This window comes from Neisseria weixii (assembly GCF_002327085.1).
GTDB classification, from domain to species: Bacteria; Pseudomonadota; Gammaproteobacteria; order Burkholderiales; family Neisseriaceae; genus Neisseria; species Neisseria weixii.
In genome coordinates this window covers 2430086-2453128 of the sequence record NZ_CP023429.1, presented here as the reverse complement: position 1 = coordinate 2453128, position 23043 = coordinate 2430086, and the positions used below count along the sequence as shown (strand labels likewise).

16 protein-coding genes and 2 pseudogenes are annotated in these 23043 nt (G+C 52.7%); 9 read left to right on the top strand and 9 right to left on the bottom strand.

Features of this window, described 5'->3' with window-relative positions; translation table 11 throughout:
* Positions 1-88: 88 nt before the first annotated feature.
* From CGZ65_RS12290 to parC, 3 genes are all read right to left on the bottom strand, one after another.
* On the bottom strand, positions 89-1717 hold the full coding sequence (locus CGZ65_RS12290) for a sigma-54-dependent transcriptional regulator (protein ID WP_096296019.1): 1629 nt from the start codon (positions 1715-1717) through the stop codon (positions 89-91).
* Positions 1710-3290 (bottom strand): ATP-binding protein, encoded by a 1581-nt coding sequence (locus tag CGZ65_RS12285; protein WP_096296018.1) that lies wholly within the window; start codon positions 3288-3290, stop codon positions 1710-1712. The genes CGZ65_RS12290 and CGZ65_RS12285 overlap by 8 nt, the downstream gene beginning before the upstream one ends.
* Positions 3291-3465: 175 nt before the next feature.
* A complete protein-coding gene (gene parC / locus CGZ65_RS12280) occupies positions 3466-5796 on the bottom strand; it encodes a DNA topoisomerase IV subunit A (protein WP_096296017.1) in 2331 nt (776 codons plus the stop codon).
* A gap of 674 nt (positions 5797-6470) precedes the next feature.
* On the opposite strand from parC, the gene CGZ65_RS14810 reads away from it, so the two are divergent.
* The 7 genes from CGZ65_RS14810 (at position 6471) to CGZ65_RS12245 (ending at position 12666) form a co-directional block, all read left to right on the top strand.
* Positions 6471-6602 carry a hypothetical protein gene (locus CGZ65_RS14810; RefSeq protein WP_255419094.1) on the top strand — a complete coding sequence of 44 codons (132 nt, stop codon included), beginning with the start codon at positions 6471-6473 and terminating at the stop codon, positions 6600-6602.
* A gap of 158 nt (positions 6603-6760) precedes the next feature.
* Positions 6761-6973: a hypothetical protein gene (locus tag CGZ65_RS12270; RefSeq protein ID WP_158608739.1), complete on the top strand. Its 213-nt coding sequence runs from the start codon at positions 6761-6763 to the stop codon at positions 6971-6973.
* 307 nt (positions 6974-7280) lie between these two features.
* Positions 7281-8843, top strand: coding sequence for a galactarate dehydratase (gene garD / locus CGZ65_RS12265; protein ID WP_096296014.1), 1563 nt, complete (start codon positions 7281-7283; stop codon positions 8841-8843).
* Between the two features lie 257 nt (positions 8844-9100).
* Positions 9101-9751 (top strand): 5-oxoprolinase subunit PxpB, encoded by a 651-nt coding sequence (gene pxpB / locus CGZ65_RS12260; protein WP_096296013.1) that lies wholly within the window; start codon positions 9101-9103, stop codon positions 9749-9751.
* Positions 9748-10677, top strand: coding sequence for a 5-oxoprolinase subunit C family protein (locus CGZ65_RS12255; RefSeq protein ID WP_096296012.1), 930 nt, complete (start codon positions 9748-9750; stop codon positions 10675-10677). Before pxpB ends, CGZ65_RS12255 begins: the two co-directional genes overlap by 4 nt.
* Positions 10664-11404, top strand: a complete 741-nt coding sequence (pxpA, locus tag CGZ65_RS12250) for a 5-oxoprolinase subunit PxpA (protein ID WP_096296011.1) — start codon at positions 10664-10666, stop codon at positions 11402-11404. The genes CGZ65_RS12255 and pxpA overlap by 14 nt, the downstream gene beginning before the upstream one ends.
* A 71-nt stretch (positions 11405-11475) precedes the next feature.
* Positions 11476-12666, top strand: a complete 1191-nt coding sequence (locus CGZ65_RS12245; RefSeq protein WP_096296197.1) for an NRAMP family divalent metal transporter — start codon at positions 11476-11478, stop codon at positions 12664-12666.
* Positions 12667-12826: 160 nt separating this feature from the next.
* Here the strand turns inward: CGZ65_RS12245 and CGZ65_RS12240 are convergent, their stop codons facing one another.
* On the bottom strand, positions 12827-14779 hold the full coding sequence (locus CGZ65_RS12240) for a transglutaminase TgpA family protein (RefSeq protein WP_198345297.1): 1953 nt from the start codon (positions 14777-14779) through the stop codon (positions 12827-12829).
* 150 nt (positions 14780-14929) lie between these two features.
* Positions 14930-15238 carry a YfcZ/YiiS family protein gene (locus CGZ65_RS12235; protein ID WP_096296009.1) on the bottom strand — a complete coding sequence of 103 codons (309 nt, stop codon included), beginning with the start codon at positions 15236-15238 and terminating at the stop codon, positions 14930-14932.
* Between the two features lie 302 nt (positions 15239-15540).
* On the opposite strand from CGZ65_RS12235, the gene CGZ65_RS12230 reads away from it, so the two are divergent.
* Complete coding sequence (locus CGZ65_RS12230; protein ID WP_096296008.1) at positions 15541-16224, top strand: 2,3-diphosphoglycerate-dependent phosphoglycerate mutase; 684 nt, start codon at positions 15541-15543, stop codon at positions 16222-16224.
* A 109-nt stretch (positions 16225-16333) separates the two neighbouring features.
* On the opposite strand, the gene CGZ65_RS12225 is transcribed toward CGZ65_RS12230, so the two are convergent.
* The 4 genes and pseudogenes from CGZ65_RS12225 to CGZ65_RS12210 form a co-directional block, all read right to left on the bottom strand.
* Positions 16334-17128: a TIGR03915 family putative DNA repair protein gene (locus CGZ65_RS12225; RefSeq protein WP_096296007.1), complete on the bottom strand. Its 795-nt coding sequence runs from the start codon at positions 17126-17128 to the stop codon at positions 16334-16336.
* Positions 17129-17350: 222 nt separating this feature from the next.
* Positions 17351-18610, bottom strand: a complete 1260-nt coding sequence (locus CGZ65_RS12220; RefSeq protein WP_096296006.1) for a putative DNA modification/repair radical SAM protein — start codon at positions 18608-18610, stop codon at positions 17351-17353.
* Between the two features lie 240 nt (positions 18611-18850).
* Positions 18851-20308, bottom strand: coding sequence for a magnesium transporter (mgtE, locus tag CGZ65_RS12215; protein WP_096296196.1), 1458 nt, complete (start codon positions 20306-20308; stop codon positions 18851-18853).
* A gap of 756 nt (positions 20309-21064) precedes the next feature.
* A pseudogene (locus tag CGZ65_RS12210) lies at positions 21065-21993 on the bottom strand (LysR family transcriptional regulator).
* A gap of 189 nt (positions 21994-22182) precedes the next feature.
* Here CGZ65_RS12210 and CGZ65_RS12205 point away from each other — a divergent pair.
* Positions 22183-22930: pseudogene (locus CGZ65_RS12205) on the top strand (Nif3-like dinuclear metal center hexameric protein).
* Positions 22931-23043: the final 113 nt, after the last annotated feature.

The window sequence follows — 23043 nt, the reverse complement described above, 5'->3', positions numbered from 1 at the left end:
CCTTTTTCATATAAAGACCGTCTGAAAGCTTTTCAGACGGCCTAAGGTGGATTTAGACGGCCTGATCAACATCAAGGCCGTCTGAATGTTAGTTAATGTTCAAACGCTCCATGCGGTAGCGCATTGAACGGAAGCTGATGCCCAACAGTTTGGCTGCCTGGGTTCGGTTGTAGCGGGTTTGCACCAAAGCGTTTTGGATGATGTCGCGCTCGATTTGGTCAAGATAATCTTGAATCTGCATGGTACGCGGGTCAAATGGCGGTAACGGTTCGTGATTTAATGGTGCTTCCGACACGGAATCGCTAATGTCTTTTAAAGAAAGACTGTGATGCCCGCGCGGCTCTTCATCGGCAGGGATGTTATGGATTTGCAAATCATCCAGTTGGATGATGGTGCCGATGGTGAGTGCCACGGCGCGCTCGAGAATATTTTCCAATTCGCGGAAGTTGCCCGGATAGCTGTAATGCAGCAGCGCTTCTTGCGCTTTGGAGCTGAGCTTGTAGGTTTGGTTGCCGTGGCGGTGTTTGTAGAGCAAATAGAGAATCAGCGCGCCCAAATCTTCACGCATTTCCCGCAACGGCGGCATATGCAGCGACACCACGTTCAAGCGGTAATACAAGTCTTGGCGGAACGCGCCGCTTTCAACCAGCGCTTCAAGGTTTTTATGGGTGGCGCAGACAATGCGCACGTCCACAAAAATTTCGCGGGCATCGCCAATACGGCGTACGGCTTTTTCCTGAATGGCCCGTAAGAGTTTTACCTGCATGGCCAAAGGCAGGTCGGCCACTTCGTCGAGAAAAAGTGTGCCGCCGTCGGCATGTTGGAAAAAGCCCAAGCGGTCTTGATCCGCGCCGGTAAAGCTGCCTTTTTTATAACCGAAAAATTCGCTTTCCATCAGGTTTTCGGGAATCGCACCGCAGTTTACCGCAATAAAGGGTTTGTCGGCACGATCAGACAATTCGTGTATGGTGCGTGCGGCCTGTTCCTTACCGGTACCTGATTCGCCGGCAATGTACACCGGCACTTCGCTGCGGGCAAGCCGACGGATTAAATGGCGCACTTCAACCATTTGCGGCGAAGTACCCAGTAGGCGCGGCATATCGGCTTCGCCGCCCAGTTGCGGTGCTTCTTCCAATAGCGTGGATTCAACGCTGGAAAAACGCTCTTTCATAGAACGCAGGCTGTCGGGCACGGAAATCGGCTTGTTCAAATCACGCGATACCGGTTTGGCAGCAGACTGTGCTTGGCGGGTGGTCATCGCAGCAGGCGGTTTATTCAAAGCGGCCGTCACAGGCGCAGGGGTAGGTTTAACCGGTTGCGGTGTAGGCGGTACTTCGGCATTGTCGGCTACCGTCACCGCCGATTTCACCAGCGAACGCAGTTGCGACAGGGTAATCGGTTTTTGCAGATAATCGAACGCACCCGCTTTCAGGGCTTCAACTGCCTGATCGGCATTTCCGTAGGCGGTAATCACGGCCACAGGCGTGTCAAGCATCAATTCGTCGATGTATTGCACTACTTCCAAACCCGAACCGTCGGGCATACGCATGTCGGTCAATACCAGCGAATAATCGTTGTTGTCGAGTTTGTCTTTGGCTTGTTCGACACCTTCTGCGGTCTCCACACGCAGTCCCATTTTCATCAGTGTCATTTCCATCAGGTCGCGGATGTCGGCTTCGTCATCGACAACTAAAACGGGATCTTGCAGCTTACTCATTGCTGTCCTTCGGTAAAATCAGTTCAAAACCGTTCATTTCAGGGTGATAGTGCAGCTGGCCCAAATTGGCATGCGCCAATTCGCGGGCAACGTATAAACCCAAACCGGTGCCTTGTTTTTCGGTGGTGTAAAACGGCTCGAACAAATGGTTGCGCACTTCCGGTGCGACGCCCTTGCCGTTGTCGGCTACCACAATAGAGATGTGCATGCGGCCACTCGGACGGATTAACACGGTGATGGCATTTTCGTCCTGGCGGCTGTGGCGCCAAGCGTTGTTACACAGGTTCCACATAATTTGCTGCAAATGCATGGGGTCGGACAAGACGGTTAAGTTGGAGCCTTCCATGTTCATGCGCAAACAGCCGATGGCGGCGGGATTGTTTAAAGTAAATTCCTGCTTGAAACCGAGCCAGAATTTCATCAGGTGAATCGGTTCGCGACTGATGTTGTCGCGCTTGTTGAGCAGGGAAATGTCTTCCAGCATTTTGTCGATGCGCTGGATATTGCTGTCGATGATGCCGTAGAGTTTGGCCTTTACCGGATCAATGTCTTCATCATCTTGCAGTAAATCGCTGGCGTGGCGAATGGCCGACATCGGGTTGCGGATTTCGTGCGCCAGATTGGCGGTGAGCTGACCCAATGACGTTAATTTGGTCGACATCGCTTCGGCCGCTACTTCACGCAAAGAGCGTACATACAGCATCAGCAATTCGGTTTGCTCCTGAATCAGGGGCACGGCACGAACATGCATGGCGTGTTGGAAAATGTGAATGTCGGTTTCAAAGGCTTTGTCGGGCTGGTATTGCCAACGCGACACCAATTCGCCGAACACAAATTCCTGCTGGTCGACCGCCAGGCTCGGGAAGTAGTTTTTGGCTTGTTTGTTGAACAGCCAAACGCGTTGGCCGGCATCAATCACAATCACTGCTTCTTGCACGCGGTTCAATACCAATCGATTCAAGCCACTGATACGCCGGTAGGCAAGTTGGTGTTTGCTGGCCGATTCGGTGGCTTGTTCAAGGTATTTGGCGGCAAACGCGGTCAACATGGCGACCAGATAGCCGGCACCAATCAATATGATACAGCTCAGGACGCTTTGGTTTTTCCATTCCGGCGGTGAGAAACGGATGCCGCCGTCTAAAAACAGCAAAATCACAAACAAAAGTGAGGCATAACCGGCATAAAGCATGGGGTAATGGCCGTAGCTCAGCAGGCAGGACGTAGCGATAAACGGCAGCACCAAAATGGCAAAGCCCGAATCAATTCCACCGGCGATATACACCAAAATAATCATCATGGAAATATCGACTACCGCACTGGCATTGGGTAAATCGAGCGATTGCCATTGCCAATCCGGTCGGAATACCGACAGCAAAATCAAAAAGGAATACAACGCGGCCCAGCTGTAAAATTCGATGGTCGGAAATGCCACGTTTTCCAAATTGATGCTGCTGTATGTCCCCAAGACTTGGAAAACCAGTAGCGACAACACGATTACTATCCGGGCCACATTAATCAGCCCGGGGATGCGTTCGCTTAAATTGTCCAATTCCTGATTACTGAATTTTGTCATGTTCAGTACACCTTAAGATACTGTTATTTTTATTAATCATTAGAATGAATGATTCGGCAGCCTGTCGTATGACTGCCGAATTTGCTGTTCCCAATCAATCAGGAACCGTCTGTGTTGCCCTAGAATATCACGATTTGGCATCAAGAGTGATGACATCGGACAAATTATGCCGGGATTATAGGGAACCTGAGCTGAATAATTGTTTCAGACGGCCTGAAAGCGGTAAAGGTTTGCCTTTTTTGCCGCGTTTGCCGCTGATGCCGGCAAGTAGGATGCGTTCTTTATGTGCCGCCCTGCGTCTGCCTTCGCTTTCAGCGTGGATTTCCGGCGTAGAGATGACGGCGATGTGGGCCAGTTGCTCTTTCTCTCCCAAGCTGATGAGTTGGAGGCCGCGGCCTTTAGCCATGACTTTGAGCTCGTTCAACGTAAAGGCCAAGGCTTTGCTTTCTTCCCATAAAGACGTTTGGCACTCGGTCACGGCCACCACTTTGCAATCCGGATTAATCAGCGACGAGGCATATACCGGCACCGGCGGCAATACTGTTTCGCCCGCTTCCACGCTCATCACCACTTTGCCCGCTTTCATGCGGCCGATCATATCGCCGAGTTTGGCGATAAAGCCGTAACCGCCGCTGTTGCTCAGCAGATAATGCTGATCCGGCAGACCGGTGAGCATGGCGACCACTTCGGCACCGTTTTGTACATCAACCAAAGAAGCCACCGGTACACCGTCGCCGCGTCCGCCCGGGATTTCCGATGCATCCAGCGTGTAGGTACGGCCTTGCGAATCAAGCACCACCACCGGCCACACGGTACGGCTTTCTAAGGTTTGTTTCAAACCGTCGCCTTCTTTGAACGTGGTTTGCGCCAAATCCAAATTGTGGCCGACACGGCTGCGTATCCAGCCTTTTTTCGACAAAATCAATGTCACCGGCTCATCAGCAGTAGTTTGCGTCAGCGTGGCACGGCCGGCTTCTTCAACCAGAGTGCGGCGTTCGTCACCGAATTGTTTCATATCGGTCTGCATTTCTTTGATGATGAGTTTTTTCTTTTCGTTTTCATCGCCGAGCAGCAGATTCAGACGGCCTTCTTCTTCGCGCAGTTCGGCCAGTTCTTTTTCTAACTTAAAGCCTTCCAAACGCGCCAGTTGGCGCAGTCGGATTTCGAGAATATCTTCCGCTTGGATTTCGCTCAAATCAAACGCCGCCATCAAATCGGCTTTCGGTTCGTCCGATTCGCGAATCACCCGAATCACTTCGTCAATGCTTAAGAAAACTTTCAGACGGCCTTCGAGAATGTGCAGGCGTTTTTCGACTTGGGTCAGGCGGAATTTCAGACGGCGTGTTACTGTCATCACGCGGAATTTCAACCATTCCTGCAGGATGGTTTTCAGGTTTTTTTGCGCAGGGCGGTTGTCCAAGCCCATCATCACCAAGTTGACCAACACATTGCCTTCTAAAGACGTTTGCGCCATCAGCGTGTTCATAAACGCCTCCGGTTCGAGGCGGCTGGATTTCGGCTCGAGCACCAAGCGTACGGGATGCTCGCCGTCGGATTCGTCGCGCACTTTTTCAATCAAATCCAGCATCAGCTTTTTGGTGTTGAGCTGGTCTTGGTTGAGCTGTTTTTTACCGGCTTTCGGTTTCGGATTGGTTTGCTCTTCGATTTCGGCAAGAATCTTGGCAGTGTTGGCATTAGGCGGCAACTCGGTCACAATCGCCCGCCATTGGCCGCGCGCCAGTTTTTCGATTTCATAACGCGCACGCACGCGCACGCTGCCTTTGCCGCTTTCGTAAATCTGCTGCAAATCGGCGGCAGGGGTGATGATTTGGCCGCCGCCGGCAAAGTCAGGCGCGGGAATGTAGCCCATCAAATCGGCGGTTTCCAGCGAAGGTTTCTTCAGCAGGGCAATCGCCGCTTTGGTGACTTCGGTGAGGTTGTGCGACGGGATTTCAGTCGCCATGCCCACGGCAATACCGCTGGCACCGTTGAGCAACACCATCGGCAATCGGGCAGGCAGGTGGACAGGTTCGTTGAATGCGCCGTCGTAGTTGGGGACAAAATCGACTGTACCTTGATTGATTTCGTTTAATAACAATTCTGCAATCGGTGTCAAACGCGCCTCGGTGTAACGCATGGCCGCCGCACCGTCACCGTCGCGGGAGCCGAAGTTGCCGATGCCGTCAATCAGCGGATAACGAAGCGTGAAATCCTGCGCCATGCGCACCATCGCTTCATACGCCGAGCTGTCGCCGTGCGGGTGGTATTTACCCAAAATCTCGCCGACCACGCGCGCCGATTTCACCGGTTTCGCCCCTGCGGTCAAACCCATGTCGCGCATGGCATAAAGAATGCGGCGCTGTACCGGCTTCTGGCCGTCTGAAACTTCCGGCAGCGCACGGCCTTTGACCACGCTCATGGCATATTCCAAATACGCGCGTTCGGCATATTGGCCGAGAATCAGATGGTCGGATTGGATAGGGGAAACAGGGATTTGCTCGTTCATGGTACGACTAAATAAGAGTGGAATTCAAGCACCGTATTGTAAAGCAAAACCACGTTTCTTGCTTAAGTTTGAAAAGGCCGAGACCTTTGCAAAATTCCCATCTTTGACACATTTCTTCGTTATGCGCCCGAAAGCCTGCCTGTCTAAGTGATATGTCTGTGTTTTCCGTGCTGCTCTAACTTTGAACTGCACTCAGATCCGGAGGTGTTGAAAAGGTTTCAGGCCGTTTGGAAGGGTAGTCGGTTTCAGACGGCCTGACTGAATATTGCCACGCAGTGATTACGGTTTTGTGATGTCTCCTAACTGCAGGATATGAACTGGTTTGCCCCAAAATTGCACTAGAGCCTGTTGACAATTGGCCGGCGAAGCAGTTTTTTGAGGCAAAAACCGCGTATGCAAAGCAAAAAGCGCAGCAAGGTTGGACACCTTGCGGGCATTTTTAACGCGGCAGACGGGGATTTTTGACCAAAAACACTGCCGTTGCGTTAATTGTCAACAGACCCTAGGCTTTTTCAATTACATCACACTACATTTCGATAAATGACAGCGCTCTATGGAGATTCGATTAAACGTTCAACGCGGATTTATTATGTGATCGGCCACCCGATTCCGCAGGTGAAATCACCGGATTTGGTTGCCTAATCCTTTCAAAAAAAGGTTTGAATGCGGTGTCCGTGCATGCAGCATCTGACCGGCCGGCCACATTTTTTTACGCGGTGAAAGCCATGCAAAATGCCGGCAGCTTGATGATTACTGTGCCGCACAAAATCACGTTTGCCGGTTTGTGTGGCGAATTATCCGACTAGGCGCGTTTCTTACACACCACCAACTGCGTGCACCATGAAGGCAGTAAATGGGCCGGCGATATGATTCGATGGTCGGGTACGGTAGAGGCTTTACAGCGCAACGGCACGCAACTGCAGGGTAAAAAAGCGATTTGTCCGGCATGGGGCGGGTACGGTCATTGCCCATACGATTATTGACGGCCGGTGTCAGAAAACCGGCCATTGTGGAAATGGGCACCGCCCGCCGAGACGGTTTGATTGAGCGTTTAACCAGCTTGGGCTTAGGCAGGTCTATACCGGAACCACCGACCCGAGCGGCTTCGATATTGTGGTCAGTAACCATGCCGATGGGTATGCGCGAAGGCGGCAAGCTGTTGTTTGACGGAGATTAAGATGGCGGCGGAGATGTTTGTCGGTGATGTGGTCGCGACACCGGCATTGGCTGCATGGATTGCCCGCGTGCAAAAAGTCGGCTGCCCAAACGTCCACCGGTATGGACATGTTTGAAAGAGTGCGCGATTCGATGGTGGATTTTTGCTGGCGAAATGATTTCAGACGGCCTTTGTATTGCACCAAACATGTAAAAATTTCCATAAATTTCAACAAATTCAACCTGATTTATTGTGTATCTGCATAATGATTTTTGTGGTGGCGCTGATTAAGATAGCATAAAACACCAAACCATAACGGAACACGACCATGAACACCACCGAACAAAAACCATTATTTATCAAAGTCCATCCCGATGATAATGTCGCCATTATCGTGAACAGCAACGGCTTGCCTGCGGGCACGCAGTTTTCAGACGGCCTCGCATTGGTTGAGCATGTGCCGCAAGGACATAAAGCGGCTTTGGTTGATATTCCGAAAGACGGCCAAATCGTACGCTATGGCGAAATCATCGGCTATGCAGTGGAAGATTTGCCGCGTGGGGCATGGATTGACGAATCGAAAGTGGCGCTGCCTAAAGCCCCGCCTTTGGATACCCTGCCGCTGGCGACCCGTCCTGTACCGAAATTAGCCCCGCTGGAAGGTTATACATTTGAAGGCTACCGCAATAAAGACGGCAGCGTCGGTACCAAAAATTTATTGGGCATTACCACCAGCGTGCATTGCGTGGCCGGTGTGGTCGGTTATGTGGTGAAACTGATTGAGCAGCATTTGTTGCCGAAATATCCGAAAGTTGACGGTGTGGTCGGTTTGAACCATTTATACGGCTGCGGCGTGGCGATTAATGCCCCGGCGGCAGTGGTGCCGATCCGTACGATTCACAACATCGCGCTAAACCCGAATTTTGGCGGCGAAATCATGGTCATCGGTTTGGGGTGCGAAAAGCTGCAACCTAACCGCCTGTTGGAACAAGCCGAGGGCACGATTCCGATTAAAGTCGACGGCGACAGCACCAGTGTCACCAGTTTGCAGGACGAGCAATTCGTCGGCTTCAAGGCCATGGTCGATTCGATTATGGCCACCGCAGAAAAACATTTGCAGAAACTGAATGCGCGCCAACGCGAAACCTGCCCGGCTTCCGATTTGGTGGTGGGCATGCAGTGCGGCGGCAGCGATGCATTCTCCGGTGTTACCGCTAACCCTGCGGTGGGCTATGCTTCCGATTTGCTGGTGCGTTGCGGCGCGACGGTGATGTTCTCCGAAGTGACCGAAGTGCGCGATGCGATTCACCTGCTCACACCGCGCGCGGCAGACGAACAGATCGGCCGCCGGCTGCTCGAAGAAATGAAGTGGTATGACGATTATCTCAATGCCGGACAAACCGACCGCAGCGCCAACCCCTCGCCGGGTAACAAAAAAGGCGGCTTGGCCAACGTGGTGGAAAAAGCTTTGGGTTCGATTGCCAAATCAGGCACTTCGGCGATTGTCGAAGTGTTGTCGCCCGGGCAACGCCCCACCAAAAAAGGCCTGATTTTCGCCGCCACCCCGGCCAGCGATTTTGTGTGCGGCACGCAGCAATTGGCTTCGGGCATCACCGTGCAGGTGTTCACCACCGGTCGCGGCACGCCTTACGGCTTGGCTGCCGTGCCGGTGATTAAAGTCGCCACGCGCACCGATTTGGCCGACCGCTGGTTTGACCTGACGGACATCAACGCCGGCCGCATTGCCACCGGTGAAGCTACCATCGAAGAAACCGGCTGGGAAATTTTCCACTACATTCTCGACATCGCCAGCGGCCGCAAGCAGACATGGTCCGACCAATGGGGTCTGCATAATGCGCTGTCGGTGTTTAACCCGGCACCGGTAACCTGATTTTCGCCCCTTCGTCTTCTCCGGATTCTTCTTGCGGAATAACTGTGTCTATGACATTTTTCACCAAGACTTAAGGCCGTCTGAATTTCAGACGGCCTCTTTCTATTGGAATGCTGCGCCGTCGGATGTAAGTCGAAATAAGGTTTTCCGCCGTCCGGTCCGGCGTTGTTGACAAAAGCTTGGCGCAACATTATAAGCATGGAAAAGGCAGCGTTTCTGCATCCGTCCGTTGTTAAAACCAAATAAGAAGAACATATATGTCTGCATTCGAAATCCATCCCATCAGTGAAACGGCTGTGTGCTGTGCTTTGCCGCCGCCCGCCTCTTTGGACAACCAGCGTCGTTTGTGGGCATTGGCCGGCATCCTGACCGATTGGCCGCAAGTGGCCGAAACCGTCACCGGCATGAACAATCTCACTGTGTTTGCCCGGCCCGATGCCGCACTTGAAGAATTGGCGGCGGAACTGTCGCGCGTTTGGCCACAGGCCGTGGCGGCGCAATACCAAGGCCGCCACGTCGACATCCCCGTGGTTTACGGCGGCGAATACGGTGTGGATTTGGCGGCAGTAGCGGCGTTTCACGGTGTCAGCGTGGCTGAAGTGGTACGCCGTCATACCGAGCCGGTTTACACGGTTTTCATGATGGGTTTCCAGCCCGGTTTCCCCTATTTGGGCGGTTTACCCGAACACCTGCATACTCCGCGCCATGCGGTGCCGCGTACGCAGGTTCCGGCCGGCTCGGTCGGCATCGGCGGCAGTCAGACCGGGGTGTATCCGTTTACCTCCCCCGGCGGCTGGCAGCTGATCGGCCACACCGACACACCGCTTTTTCAGACGGCCTCTTACCCGCCGACTCTGTTGCAGGCGGGTGATACCGTGCGTTTTGTGGCAGAAAGGATTGAACCGTGATTGATATTCAAGAAGTGGCCGCCTTGGCGCATATTCAGGATTTGGGGCGTTACGGACAGCGCCGTTTCGGTATCGGCCACGCCGGCGCGATGGATACGCAGGCATTGCAGGCGGGCAACATCCTGCTGGGCAATACGCCCGGTGCGGCGGCAATCGAAGTGGTGCTTGGCGGCTTGAGCGTGCGTTTTGGCCGCGATACGCCGTTTTGCATCACCGGTGCCGTTTATGAGGCCGAACTCGACGGCGAACCGGTCTACTCTTATTGGCGGCACACTGCCGAGGCGGGACAGACGCTGCGTCTGAAGCGGGCGGTACAGGGTATGTACGGTTATCTTTGCGTGGCCGGCGGTATTGACGTACCCGAAGTGATGGGTTCGCGCAGCACCGATTTAAAGGCTGCATTCGGCGGTTTGGAAGGTCGGGCGCTGCGTTCGGGCGATGCCTTGCCGCAAGGCACGGGGGAACATTATCTGAGCCGCATCGGCATTGCCCCGCTGTTTTCAGACGGCATCATCCACGCCTTGCCCTCATCAGAATACCATTTGTTCGACCGTGCTTCCCGCACGGCTTTTTGGGATACTTTGTGGCGGCTGCAAAGCGACAGCAACCGCATGGGCTACCGTTTTTCCGGTGCCGAACTGGGTTTGGCCGAGCCTGTGGAAATGCTGTCGCACGCCGTGACTGCCGGTACCGTGCAAGTGCCGCCGGGCGGACGGCCCATTGTGTTGGCCGCCGACTGTCAAACTACCGGCGGCTATCCGAAAATCGCCTGTGTGGCGGCCGCCGATTTGGGCAAGCTGGTGCAGACACGCTTCGGCAGCACGGTCAGGTTCCGTATGACCGACACGGCACATGCCCGGCGGCTGCAACGCAAAAACCAAGCCTATCTCAACCACATTAAAAGGATAGCCGATGAAAACCGTTGATTTGAATGCCGATTTAGCCGAAGGCTGCGGCATCGATCGCGATTTGATGCAGCGCGTCAGTTCCGCCAACATTGCTTGCGCTGTCCATGCCGGCGATGCGGTGGAAATGTACCGCGCCCTGACATGGGCAAAACAATACGGCGTGCGCATTGGCGCGCATCCCGCATTTCCTGACCGTGAAAACTTCGGCCGCCGCAACATGAATATGCCGTCTGAACACCTGCGCGCGCACCTGCTGTACCAACTCGGTTCGCTACAGGCTTTGTGTGATGCGGCAGGCGTAGCAATGAGCTACGTCAAGCCGCACGGTGCGCTCTACAACCAAGCCGCCGCCGATGAGCAACTGGCCTCCTTGATTGCCGGCACGGTGCGTGCCTTCAATCCCGAATTGAAACTGATGGCCTTGTCCGGCAGCCTGTTGCTGCAAGCCGGCGGGGCCGCAGGTCTGGGGGTGGTTTCCGAAGTGTTCGCCGACCGCCGCTATCTGGCCGACGGTTCGCTCGTGCCGCGCAGCCGCTCCGACGCTCAAGTCGGCAGCGACGGCGAAGCCGTAGCACAAGTGCTGCGCATGGTGGGGAAAGGCGAAGTGGAAAGCACGGACGGTACCATCGTAAAAGTGCGTGCTGACAGCATCTGCCTGCATGGCGACGGTACGCACGCGCTTGAGTTTGCCGATAAAATCCGTGCGGCTTTACAGGCAAAAGGAATAGGTATCAAGGCCGTCTGAACATTTATTCAATGGATTTTCAGACGAATTGTTTTTGCAAACGTGACAACAAAACAAAAGGAGAAACAGACATGTCTTCCGACAACCGCCGCAATGCAATGCTCGGTGCGGCCTTTTTAATGGCCACGTCCGCCATAGGCCCGGGCTTTCTCACCCAAACCGCCACCTTTACGCAGAGTCTGTCGGCCAGCTTCGGCTTTGTGATTTTGGTTTCGATTATGCTCGACATCGGTGCGCAATTGAACATTTGGCGGATTATCGCCGTGTCGGAACAGCGCGCGCAAGACATTGCCAACCGAGTGTTTCCCGGGGCGGGCTATTTTTTGGCCGCGCTGGTTGTGATGGGCGGCTTAGCTTTCAATATCGGCAACGTCGGCGGAGCGGGCTTGGGTTTGAACATTATCACGGGTTGGCCGGTGGAGACCGGCGCGGTAATCAGCGGCTTGATTGCCGTCGGGGTGTTTCTGTTCCGCGAGGCGGGCAAGGTGATGGACAGATTCGCTCAAGCCATGGGCTTCGTCATGATTGCGCTCACTCTGTATGTGGCCTGGAAAGCCTCGCCGCCGTTGGGCGAAGCGGCCGTGCGTACCTTTGTGCCGGAAAAACTCGATGCGGTGGCGGTTGTGACGCTGGTAGGCGGTACGGTTGGCGGCTATATCACCTTTGCAGGGGCGCACCGCCTGCTGGATGCGGGTATCAAAGGCAAAGAAGCCTTGCCGGAAGTCAACCGCAGCTCGATATCTGCGGTTTTGATCGCATCCGTCATGCGCGTGGTGCTGTTTCTCGCCGTGTTGGGCGTGGTGTCGCAAGGCGTTGCGCTCGATCCGAAAAATCCGGCGGCCACGCCGTTTGAACATGTCGCGGGCAATATCGGCCTGATGATTTTCGGTGTGGTGATTTGGGCGGCTTCGATTACTTCGGTAATAGGTGCGGCTTATACGTCGGTGTCGTTTATTTCCAGCTTCAGCCCTAAAATCGAACGCCATAAAAACAAGTGGATCATCACCTTTATCGCACTCTCCACTTTGGTGTTGGCAGCCATCGGCCGCCCGGCGCAGGTGCTGGTGTTCGTTGGTACGCTCAACGGGTTGGTTTTGCCGATTTCACTGGGTTTGATTTTGCTGGCGGCCTACCGCAAAGATATCATCGGCGATTACCGCCACCCGAAATGGATGACGGTATGCGGCTTGGCGGTAGTGGCTGCCATGGCAGTATTGGGCGGTATGACCTTGGTAAAATACATCGGCGGCTTATTGGCTTAAACGAAAATATTAACGTAAACAGGCTGTCTGAATTTCAGACGGCCTTCTTTTATTGGGGTATTGCTTGCAATGAAGCAGTTAATGTAGTTAATAATGAGAAGAAATATTTGAGGCAGTCTGAAAGCAAGCATAAGGTTTCAGACGGCCTCAAGCCATCTGCTCACTGATACCGTTTAGCGGCTTTTTTTACTTTGCGGAACCAGTGTTTTTGTGTGGATTTGTTGGCAGGTTCTCCCGCGTACAGCCAGTGTTCGTAACGCGCCAGCAACGATTCGACGGCAGGGTCATCCGCTTGGTTGCGGCGTAAAATCTCACGCAGTTCGGCGGGCGTGACGGCTAAAACCGTTTTATCGTCTTCGCCCAGAATGGCGCGTTTGAGCAGCATGAAACCGTCTTGCAGTTCGTCACGACGGCGGTTTTTCAGCCACCAGCGCAATAAAGGCAATAGTGCGAACGCAAGGGCAAGCGGCATGAACAGCAACAGGCTTTTCAAATTAAAGCCGCCCAAACCCAGCTTTTCAAACAGATTGTTTTGGCGGGTTTGATCGTAGTTCACCACCCATTGCTGGAAATAGAATTGGCCGGCATCGCGCCATTTGCCGAATACATGATCGCGCGGCAGTAATGATTGCTCGCTTTGCGGCAGCGCTTGGCTGATGCCTTGCTCGGTGCGCACGCTGGAGACGGCAGTGGTGGGATCGACGCGCAGCCACACTTGTTCGCTCGGCAGCCACACTTCCGTCCATGCGTGGGCATCTTTAGAGCGGATTTGCCAGAATCCGGCTTGCTCGTTGAATTCCGCCCCCAGATAGCCGGTGACAATCCTTGCCGGCAAACCGGCCGCCCGCATGATCACGGCGAAGCTTTGGGCGTAATGTTCGCAAAAACCTTGTTTGGTCTGGAATAAAAATTCATCGACCACATGCCCATTGCTTAACAAGGGAGGTTGCAGTGTGTAGCTGAAGCCTTGGCGGCGGAAATGATTCAGCGTGTTTCGGATAAATTCACGTTCGGTTAATGCGTTTTCGGCTAATTTTTTCGCGAGGTTTAAGGTTTGCAGGTTGCCGGCGGGTAAGCGGGTGTAGCGGCGGTATTCGGCTTCGTTTAAAACGTGCGGCAGGGTGTCGCTCAAAGCGGCTTGCAGGTGCAGGCGGCGCAAACCTTCGCGGCTGCGTTCGGCGCGCAAGGTGTTGCCTAAACGCTGTGCCAAACCTTGCGGCGGCGTGCCGACAGGGTGATCCAAGGCCGGTAAGGCGCCGTTTTGGTCGCGGATAATCATTTGGTAATCAATGCGCCGGCCATCTGAAACGTTTTGTGCACTGTCTTGGGCAAACCCCGGTACCGCCTGCCATGTGCGGCCGTTGAAGTCGTCCATAATGATGGCGCGCCAGTAAAGATTTTTCGGCTCGACAGTAAGGCCGTCTGAAAAAATCACGTTGGCCACCCATTCGTTGCTTTGCACCAAATTGCTGATGCTGCCCGGCTGCATGCTATCGGAAAGGCCGGTTGATGCCTGTTTGTCGCGTTTTTGCGGAATGCCCCATAAGGGCTCGTTCAAACGCGGCACGCTGACGAACAATACTGCTGTCAGCGGCAGAGTCAGCAACAATGCCATGCCGCTCCAACGCCACGATTCGCGCAGGTCCAAGCCGCACAACACGGCGAAACACGTGCTGACGGCAAACAAAGCGGCCAGCAGCCACAAGCCGACTGCCAAACTTTGGTTGAGCAGCACAGACGAGCCGATCAGAAACAGCATGGCCAGCAGTAACACATGCCAGTCGCGCCGTGAGGTGCTCTCAAAAGCCTTGAGCGTGACCATCAGCAGCAGGAAAGCGATGCCGCCTTCCCGCCCGAACACTGTGCCCAGTTGCGCCCACACCAAACCACCAGCCGCTGCCACCACCATAATCAGCAGCGGCGCAGGCAGTTTGCCGATGTTGAGATGCAGCAACACGCCGCGAAAAACAAGCAGGGCAATAAATAAAAGGGTAATGGTGGGAGGCAGGGAAAACATCATCGGCAGCGCGGCAAACAGCAAAGTGGCCAGAATCACAATGGCCGAGCGCGGTGGCGGCTGGAGCGACAGAAAAGCAGGTGCGGCAGGAAGCATGGTAATGTGTGGTGATGTTGTGATGATTTAGCGCGTTATTTTACCTGTGTTTTGCATTGCGTTGTCATGAAATAACAAGGCCGTCTGAAAACCACTTGCTGTGCAAGCTTTTCAGACGGCCTTTCAGTAGAGATTTGGCGAGCCAACGGTTTAGCGTTGCTTCAGTTGGAAAATGACTTTTTCGCTTTCACAGCAGAAGTTGAAGGTCATCATCAATTTGAAACCTTCTTCCACGCCGCCGATGTCGCTGATGATTTCGCAAGGATCGCTTTCAACCGAGCGCGCCAATTCGGTGTAATAGCCTTCCGCTTCGCGGGCGAGTTGTTCGGTTTCGTAAATTTGGACGATTTCAAAGCTGCAATCATTATTGTTAAAAACAGTGCCGACTTCTACAGAGCAATCCGGGCATTTGCCCACGCCATTTTCTTCGGTTTCAAAAGGTTTGGCTGATTTGTCCATGCTGATTCTCCTTTGTGGATTAGAAATTTCAGTATAAACCTGAAAAAGGCCGTCTGAAAGCGGTTCGGACGGCCTTTTCACTTTATTAACATTTATACGGAAAATTGATTAAAATATGATAAGAAACAAGTGCCAAACGGCTTTTATCATTCTAACGGTTGCGGCAAGGCCGTCTGAAAGATTCATGTTTGGTGAATCGGGCTGAACAAATCATCAACGTTTGCGCACAAATCAGCAAAACGGGGGCAAATTATGTTATAAATAAAGCTTCAAAATCCCCCTAAACAAATGGAGCAATAAGAATGGAATTGGTATTTATCCGCCACGGACAAAGCGAATGGAATGCGAAAAACCTGTTTACAGGCTGGCGCGACGTGAAATTGAGCGAGCAGGGTTTGGCCGAAGCCGCCGCTGCCGGTCAAAAGCTGAAAGAAAAAGGCTATGAATTCGACATCGCCTTCACTTCTGTGCTGACCCGCGCCATCAAAACCTGCAACATCGTGTTGGAAGAAAGCGACCAGCTGTTTGTGCCGCAAATTAAAACCTGGCGTTTGAACGAGCGCCACTACGGTCAATTGCAAGGTTTGGACAAAAAACAAACTGCTGAAAAATACGGCGACGAGCAAGTGCACATCTGGCGCCGCAGCTACGATATTTTGCCGCCATTGTTGGACAAAAACGACGAATTTTCCGCGCATAACGACCGCCGTTATGCGCACTTGCCGGCTGATGTGGTGCCGGACGGTGAAAACCTGAAAGTGACGCTGGAGCGCGTATTGCCGTTCTGGGAAGACCAAATCGCACCGGCCATTTTGAGCGGCAAACGCGTATTGGTGGCGGCACACGGCAACTCACTGCGCGCCTTGGCCAAGCACATCGAAGGTATTTCCGACGACGACATCATGGCTTTGGAAATCCCGACCGGTCAGCCGCTGGTGTATAAATTGGATGACAATTTGAAAGTGCTTGAGAAATTCTACCTGTAAGGGTTTTGAATTTGGCTGCCGGATGAACAGGCTGTCTGAAAACGATGATTTGGTTTTCAGACGGCCTGTTTTTATTGGAACTTGGTAGCGGATTCCCGGCCGGCTTTCTTCACGGTAATACCGGCCGCTTTTCCGTCAGATAACGCCAATAGCGCTGCGGCATCATTTGCCGGTGTTGGCGCAGGTTGATGCGTGAAGTGATGGTGGCGCTTTTGAAATAACGTTGCCACAACTTCTGATAATGCCGTTCGCGCTCGGATGGGACGGCGTGTTCGCCGGGAGTATCCAAATCTCGGATTTGATGCACTGCGGTTTTGTCGAAATACACGCCGTAGCCGCGACCGACATCGAAAATCAGCCATTGCTGGTCAGCGTAGCGGTTGCGGAAAAAACGCGTAATCAGCGGCAAGATATCAAATTGCGGCTCGATGCGGGCGATATAAATCGGTTCGGGTTCGCTCTGCACATGATATTCTTCAAAACGGACAAATGCTTCCATGTGGTGCTTTTCGCGCCCGACGGTTTTTACCCATTGCGCCCACTGCATCACGTCGGGATGGCCGTAATCGCTGAAAATGTTGGGGCGGTCGGGTTGCGCCAAGGCCAACCGGACGATGCGCAGGAAGGTGTCGGGCATGTCTTTGTCGTTGATGAGAAAACCGTAAAGCAGTGTTTGGATACCGCGTCTGCCCAATTGCCGCTGCAAACGCTCGAGCACACGCGCGGCATGTTCGGCGCAACTGGTCACCGATACGGTGTGGCCGAACAAATCGGTATCGTTGGGGTCGGCAGTGATGTGCACGCAATCGGGCGGATATTTGCCCGCATACACTGTAAACACCGCGCTGAGCAGGCCGTCGAAGCTGCCGTCGTAAAGTAAGGTGTATTGGTCGGGTGTGGTCATGATTTTATGCCGAAAGAGGCCGAGGCCTTTGCAAAATCCCTATTTTGGGCCGATTTCTTCGTTGTGCGCTGATGGAAAGCTTGCCTGTCTTCATGATATGTCTTTGCTTGCTGTGCTGCGGCAACTTTGAACGGCACGCACAGCCAGGGTTTTGCAAAGGTCTCAGGCCGTCTGAAAGCTTATGGCAAAGCAGTATATGGCTTTCAGACGGCCTGTTGTCGTTTATCCAAACAAATCCCCTTGCACCGCGTCGCTTTGCATGAATTTGGAACGCGTCTGCTGCAACAGTAAATTGGGCAGGTTCGGGCTGTCGATTAAGGAAGCGTAGCGGTTGGGTTCGGGCAAAGTGATGAAATAACGTGCGCGGTTGAGGGCAATGCCCATTTTCACCAACTGCGCCCATGTCAATATGCGGAAGCGGCGCGCCTGCACAATGCGTTTGGCCGATTTCACACCGATACCGGGTACGCGCAAAATCATTTCCAGCGGCGCATGCTGCAAGGCCACCGGGAAATAGGCACGGTGGCGCAGCGCCCATGCCAGTTTCGGATCGAAATTCAAATCGAGAAACGGCTGGTCGCGGTCAAGAATTTCATGCTCGGCAAAGCCGTAAAAGCGCATCAGCCAATCGGCCTGATACAGGCGGTTTTCCCGCCGCATCGGAACTTGCGCCGATAAAGGCGGCAGGCGGCTGTCTTCCAGCACCGGCACATAGCCCGAGTAATACACGCGTTTGAGGCCGTAGTTTTGATAAAACCGGCAGGCGGCGTGAATGATTTGGCGGTCGTTTTCACCGCTGGCACCAATGATAAGCTGCGTACTTTGCCCCGCCGGTGCGAATTTCGGTGTCGATTTGATGGTTTTGCGGCTATCGGCGGTAGCGGTGATTTCGTTTTTGACAAACAGCATGGGCCGGGTAATGTCGGTGTGTTTTTTCTCGGGGGCGAGCCGCCCCAAGCCTGAAACGGTGGGGATCTCCATGTTGATGCTCAAGCGGTCGGCATAGTGGCCGGCTTCCTGTAGCATTTCGTCGGAGGCTTTGGGAATGGCCTTGAGGTGGATATAGCCGTTGAATCGGTGTTCGGTACGCAGTTTTTTGGCAATACGCACCAAGCGTTCCATGGTGAAATCGGCGTTTTTGAAAATCCCCGAACTCAGAAAAAGCCCTTCGATATAATTGCGCCGGTAAAAACTGATGGTTAAATCAACCACTTCTTCAACCGTAAACGCGGCACGCGGCACGTCATTGCTGCGGCGCGACACGCAATAAGCGCAATCATAGATGCAATGGTTGGTCAGCAGGATTTTTAAAAGCGATACGCAGCGGCCATCTTCGGTAAAGCTGTGGCAAATTCCGGCGCGTGACGAGTTGCCCAAGCCGCCGTTGTTTTTGCGCGAACCTCCGCTGGATGAACAAGAAACATCATATTTGGCCGCGTCCGCCAAAATCGCCAGTTTGCGGTTGATTTTATCGTAATCCATATTAAAACTAAAAAAAATATTATTTTAGGATTATAAATTATAATTTTTAATTAGTCTTGTAAGATTTTCCTTAGTTGAAACAGATAAAAAAGGCCGTCTGAACAATGTGTTTCAGACGGCCTCACTATTGATATAGCCGCCTGTTATCAAAATAATGGGTATTGCCAGCTCCCTGATGTACTCGGCGTATCGGGCGGTCGCTTTCGCCTTGTCTTATTTCTATTTCAGACGGTTATATTATTAAAGCAGGAAAATCGTCGCTAAACCTAAGAAAATCAGGAAGCCGCCCGAGTCAGTGACGGCGGTAATCAGTACCGAGCTGCCGAGCGCCGGATCGCGGCCGGCTTTGTCGAGTACCACCGGAATCAACACGCCCACGGTGGCGGCCAAGAGCAGGTTTAAAGTCATGGCAGCGACCATCACCAAGCCTATGCCCAAACTGTCGTACAGTACCCAAGAAATCAAGCCCATGACGCTGCCCCACAACACGCCGTTGACCAAGGCCACGCCGACTTCTTTTTTCAGCAGTTTGCTCGCTTGAATACCGGTAATCTGGCCGACCGCCATCGCGCGCACAATCATGGTAATGGTTTGGTTGCCCGAGTTGCCGCCGATGCCGGCTACAATCGGCATTAAGGCGGCCAAAGCGACGATTTTTTCGATGCTGCCTTCAAACGCGCCAATCACGCGGCTGGCGAGAAAGGCGGTACACAGGTTGATGGCAAGCCACATCCAGCGGTTTTTCACCGAATCCAAAATCGGCGCAAACAAGTCTTCTTCTTCCTGCAAACCGGCCATGTTCAACATGTCGGCTTCGGATTCTTCACGGATGACGTCGACGATTTCGTCAATGGTGATACGGCCGATGAGCTTTTTGTTTTCATCAATTACGGGCGCAGTCACCAAGTCGTAGCGCTCGAACGCTTGCGCGGCTTCTTCAACGTTGTCGTCAGGACGGAAGCGCACCACATCGGTGGCCATCACGTTTTCCACCAATTCTTCCGGGTCGGCCACCAGCAGGCTGCGGATAGGCAGTACCCCTTTGAGAATATCGTTTTCATCGACCACGAAGATTTTGTCGGTATGGTCGGGCAGGCTTTCAAAACGGCGGAGGTAGCGCAGTACCACTTCACAAGCTACATCGGCGCGGATGCTCACCAGTTCGAAGTCCATAATAGCGCCGACTTGGTCGTCTTCATACGACATCGCCGCCTGAACCTGCGCGCGCTCTTCTTCGTCACGCGTTTGCAGGGCTTCATAAACCACTTGGTGCGGCAAATCGTCGGCCAGTTCGGCCAATTCGTCGGCATCCAAATCATCGATGGCGGCGAGCAGCTCGTCTTTATCCATCGATTCAATCAGGGTTTCGCGGACGGAATCGGATACTTCCAGCAAAACTTCGCCGTCGTCTTCCGGCGCAACCAACAGCCAAACAATGTTACGTTCGCGCTGCGGCAGCGATTCGAGTACGTCGGCAACGTCTGCAGGGTGCAATTCGCTCAGTAAGACGGTCAGTTCGGTGAGCTTGACGCGCAGGGCTTCGTCTTCAATCGGTGTGCCGGCTTCGATTTGCGGGAAGGCGGGTTCGAGAATTTCACACAGCGCGTGGATGTGGTCGAAATCGGCGGCAATGCGTCCGACATCGCTTTCGGCAGGCTCGGCGGCTTCGTGGATTTTGTGTTCTGGTTCGTGGCTCATAAATGCTCCGCCCGCCGTGCGGTGGAACATTCGGCGGGATTAATGGGGGCGTTGCGGATGGTGTCTTCAGTCAATAAACTACTGGGAAGATCCATGACGGGTAAGTCTGCGTGAGACAAGAGTGATAAACGGGGCGTATTCTACACTTTTTTGAGGAGGTTTACTATTCTTTACACCACAGGCCGTCTGAATATATTTAAGACGGCCTGAAACCTTTGCAAAACCTCATGAACCATCAAGAAAAAACAAAACAGCCGTCATTCCCGCGCAGGCGGGAATCCATCTCAACGTTTAGGAACCTTATTTTATTCAATAGCTTGCCATGCTCAAAAATGGATTCCCGCCTGCGCGGGAATGACGTCGGTTCTTGGTGCCGTGGCTTTTCAGGGAGTTTTGCAAAGGTCTCGGCCTGTGATTTTATTTCACCGAAATGACTGTTTGATGAAGGATTTTGATGGTGGTTAATCGTCTGCAATTCTATGATTTACTGCGGTGTAGGAAATTGTCGGGTTGTTTACACTTTTTATGCAAAACAGCTTTTATTTTCTGCCTAAATGATTGTTTTAGGATTGTTGAGCATTATCAAGAACCATGCGGCGTTGCCGTGCCTTTCGGCATTCTTGACAACACTCGAAAATCCCAAAATGGGTCTTCAAGCAAAAAAGCAAAAGTGTAAACAACGCTAGGGTTTTCTACGCACACACACAGGCCGTCTGAAACAAAATATTTCAGACGGCCTACCTGTTCAACATCAACCTATTTCATTTCCAATACGCTCAAGCCGGATAAATCGGCAAAGCTGCGGTCGCGCACAATTTGGCAGAAGTTGTCGACATAGCTTTTGTTTGCATCTTCTGTGCGCATGGCGGCGTACAGTTCGCTGCGCAGGCCGTCTGAAGTGATTTTGCATGAGGTGATGTAGCCTTTTTCCAAATACGGCATCACTGTCCAATAAGGCAGGGCGGCAATACCGCGGCGGCTGGCGACTAATTGGATGATGGCGATGGTGAGTTCGCTGTGACGGCGCGGCGGATTCACGCCTTTCGGGTTTAATACTTTTTTTACCAAATCCAACATGTCGTCTGGAACGGGATAGGTAATCAGCGTTTCGTCGGCAAAGTCTTCGGCTTCCCAAATATTTTTATGCGCCAGAGGGTGGTCTTTGGCGCAAATGCCGACCATTTCATAAGAAAACAGCGGGAAATAAGTGATGTCCGTTTGCGGCTCGGCTTCGGAAACAATCGCGACATCGGCACGGTGTTGCAGCAGTAAGCCGACCGGATCGACGTGGAAACCGGACACAATATCCAATTCGACTTGCGGCCATAACGGGCGAAATTCGCCCATTGCCGGCATCAGCCAGTCGAAACAGGTATGGCATTCCACCGCCACACGCAATTCGCCCGCTTCCCCTTCGATAATTTGAGCCAAATCGCGTTCGGCAGTGGCCACCTGCGGTAATAAATTGCGTGCCAGTTGCAGCAGACGTTCCCCTGCCGGTGTAAAGCGCAAGGGGTGGATTTGCGCTCGAACAAGGGGGTGCCGTAATAGTTTTCCAAAGCCCGGATTTGGTGCGACAAGGCCGATTGCGTCAGGAAAACGCGTTTGGCCGCCAAGGAAACGCTGCCGGTTTCTTCCAATGCCAGCAGGGTTTTTAAATGTCGCAGTTCAATAATGGAATCCATGAGTTTTCCGTTCAGACGGCCTGTGCTTGTGAAGCGTGAATATTAAAATAATTCATGTTGATGTGTAAACGATTAATAATCAGATGTGTGAATAAGAACGGTTATTTTATTTAGTGTAATGATAGAAAAACACGGGAGGTTTTCAGATAAAATGCGTTACATTTAAAAATGCGAGCAAAGGAAGACGATATGGCGACACGTCAGGAAGTATTGGATTGGTGCCGAGAAAATTTGCAAGTCAATCTGTTTAAAGACTATGCCCCAACGGTTTGCAGGTAGAGGGCGTGAAAAAGTCAACAAAATCGTAACATCGGTTACCGCCAGTAAAGCAGCGATTGATTTTGCCGTCGAACAAGGTGCGGATATGTTGCTGGTGCATCACGGCATGTTTTGGAAAAGCGAGCCGCTGACCATTACCGGCTGGAAAAAAGAGCGTATCGAAACATTATTGCAACACCAAATCAATATGGTTGGCTATCACCTGCCTTTGGATGCGCATCCAGAGTGGGGCAACAATGCGCAATTGGCGGCTTTATTGGATTGGGAATCGGATTACCAATGCGGTGATCAAAACCTATTAAATGTAGGCCGCCTGAAAACAGTGCAAACCTTGCAGCAACTTTCAGAGGGTATGGCCGATAAATTGCAGCGCCAGCCGGTTGTCGTGGGCGACATGAAGCGTGAAATCAAACGCATTGCCTGGTGTACCGGCGGTGCGCAAGGCTTTTTTCAGACGGCCATTGACGAAGGTGTCGATGCTTATGTCACCGGTGAAATTTCCGAAGCGCAATACCACTTGGCCAACGAATGCGGTGTAGCGTTTATCGGTGCAGGCCATCACGCGACTGAGCGTTACGGTGTGCAGGCGCTGGCTAAGGCGATTCAAGATGTATTTCAGGTAGAAATATATCGTTTCGACGAACAAAATCCTGCTTGAATATTGAGAAATATCACAAAATCTTTACCTTATTTTAAATAATGCTTTGAGTATTACAACAAACTAGGTAGAATTACACTGTTTAATGGCTCGGTATTCCCAAAATTCTTAGG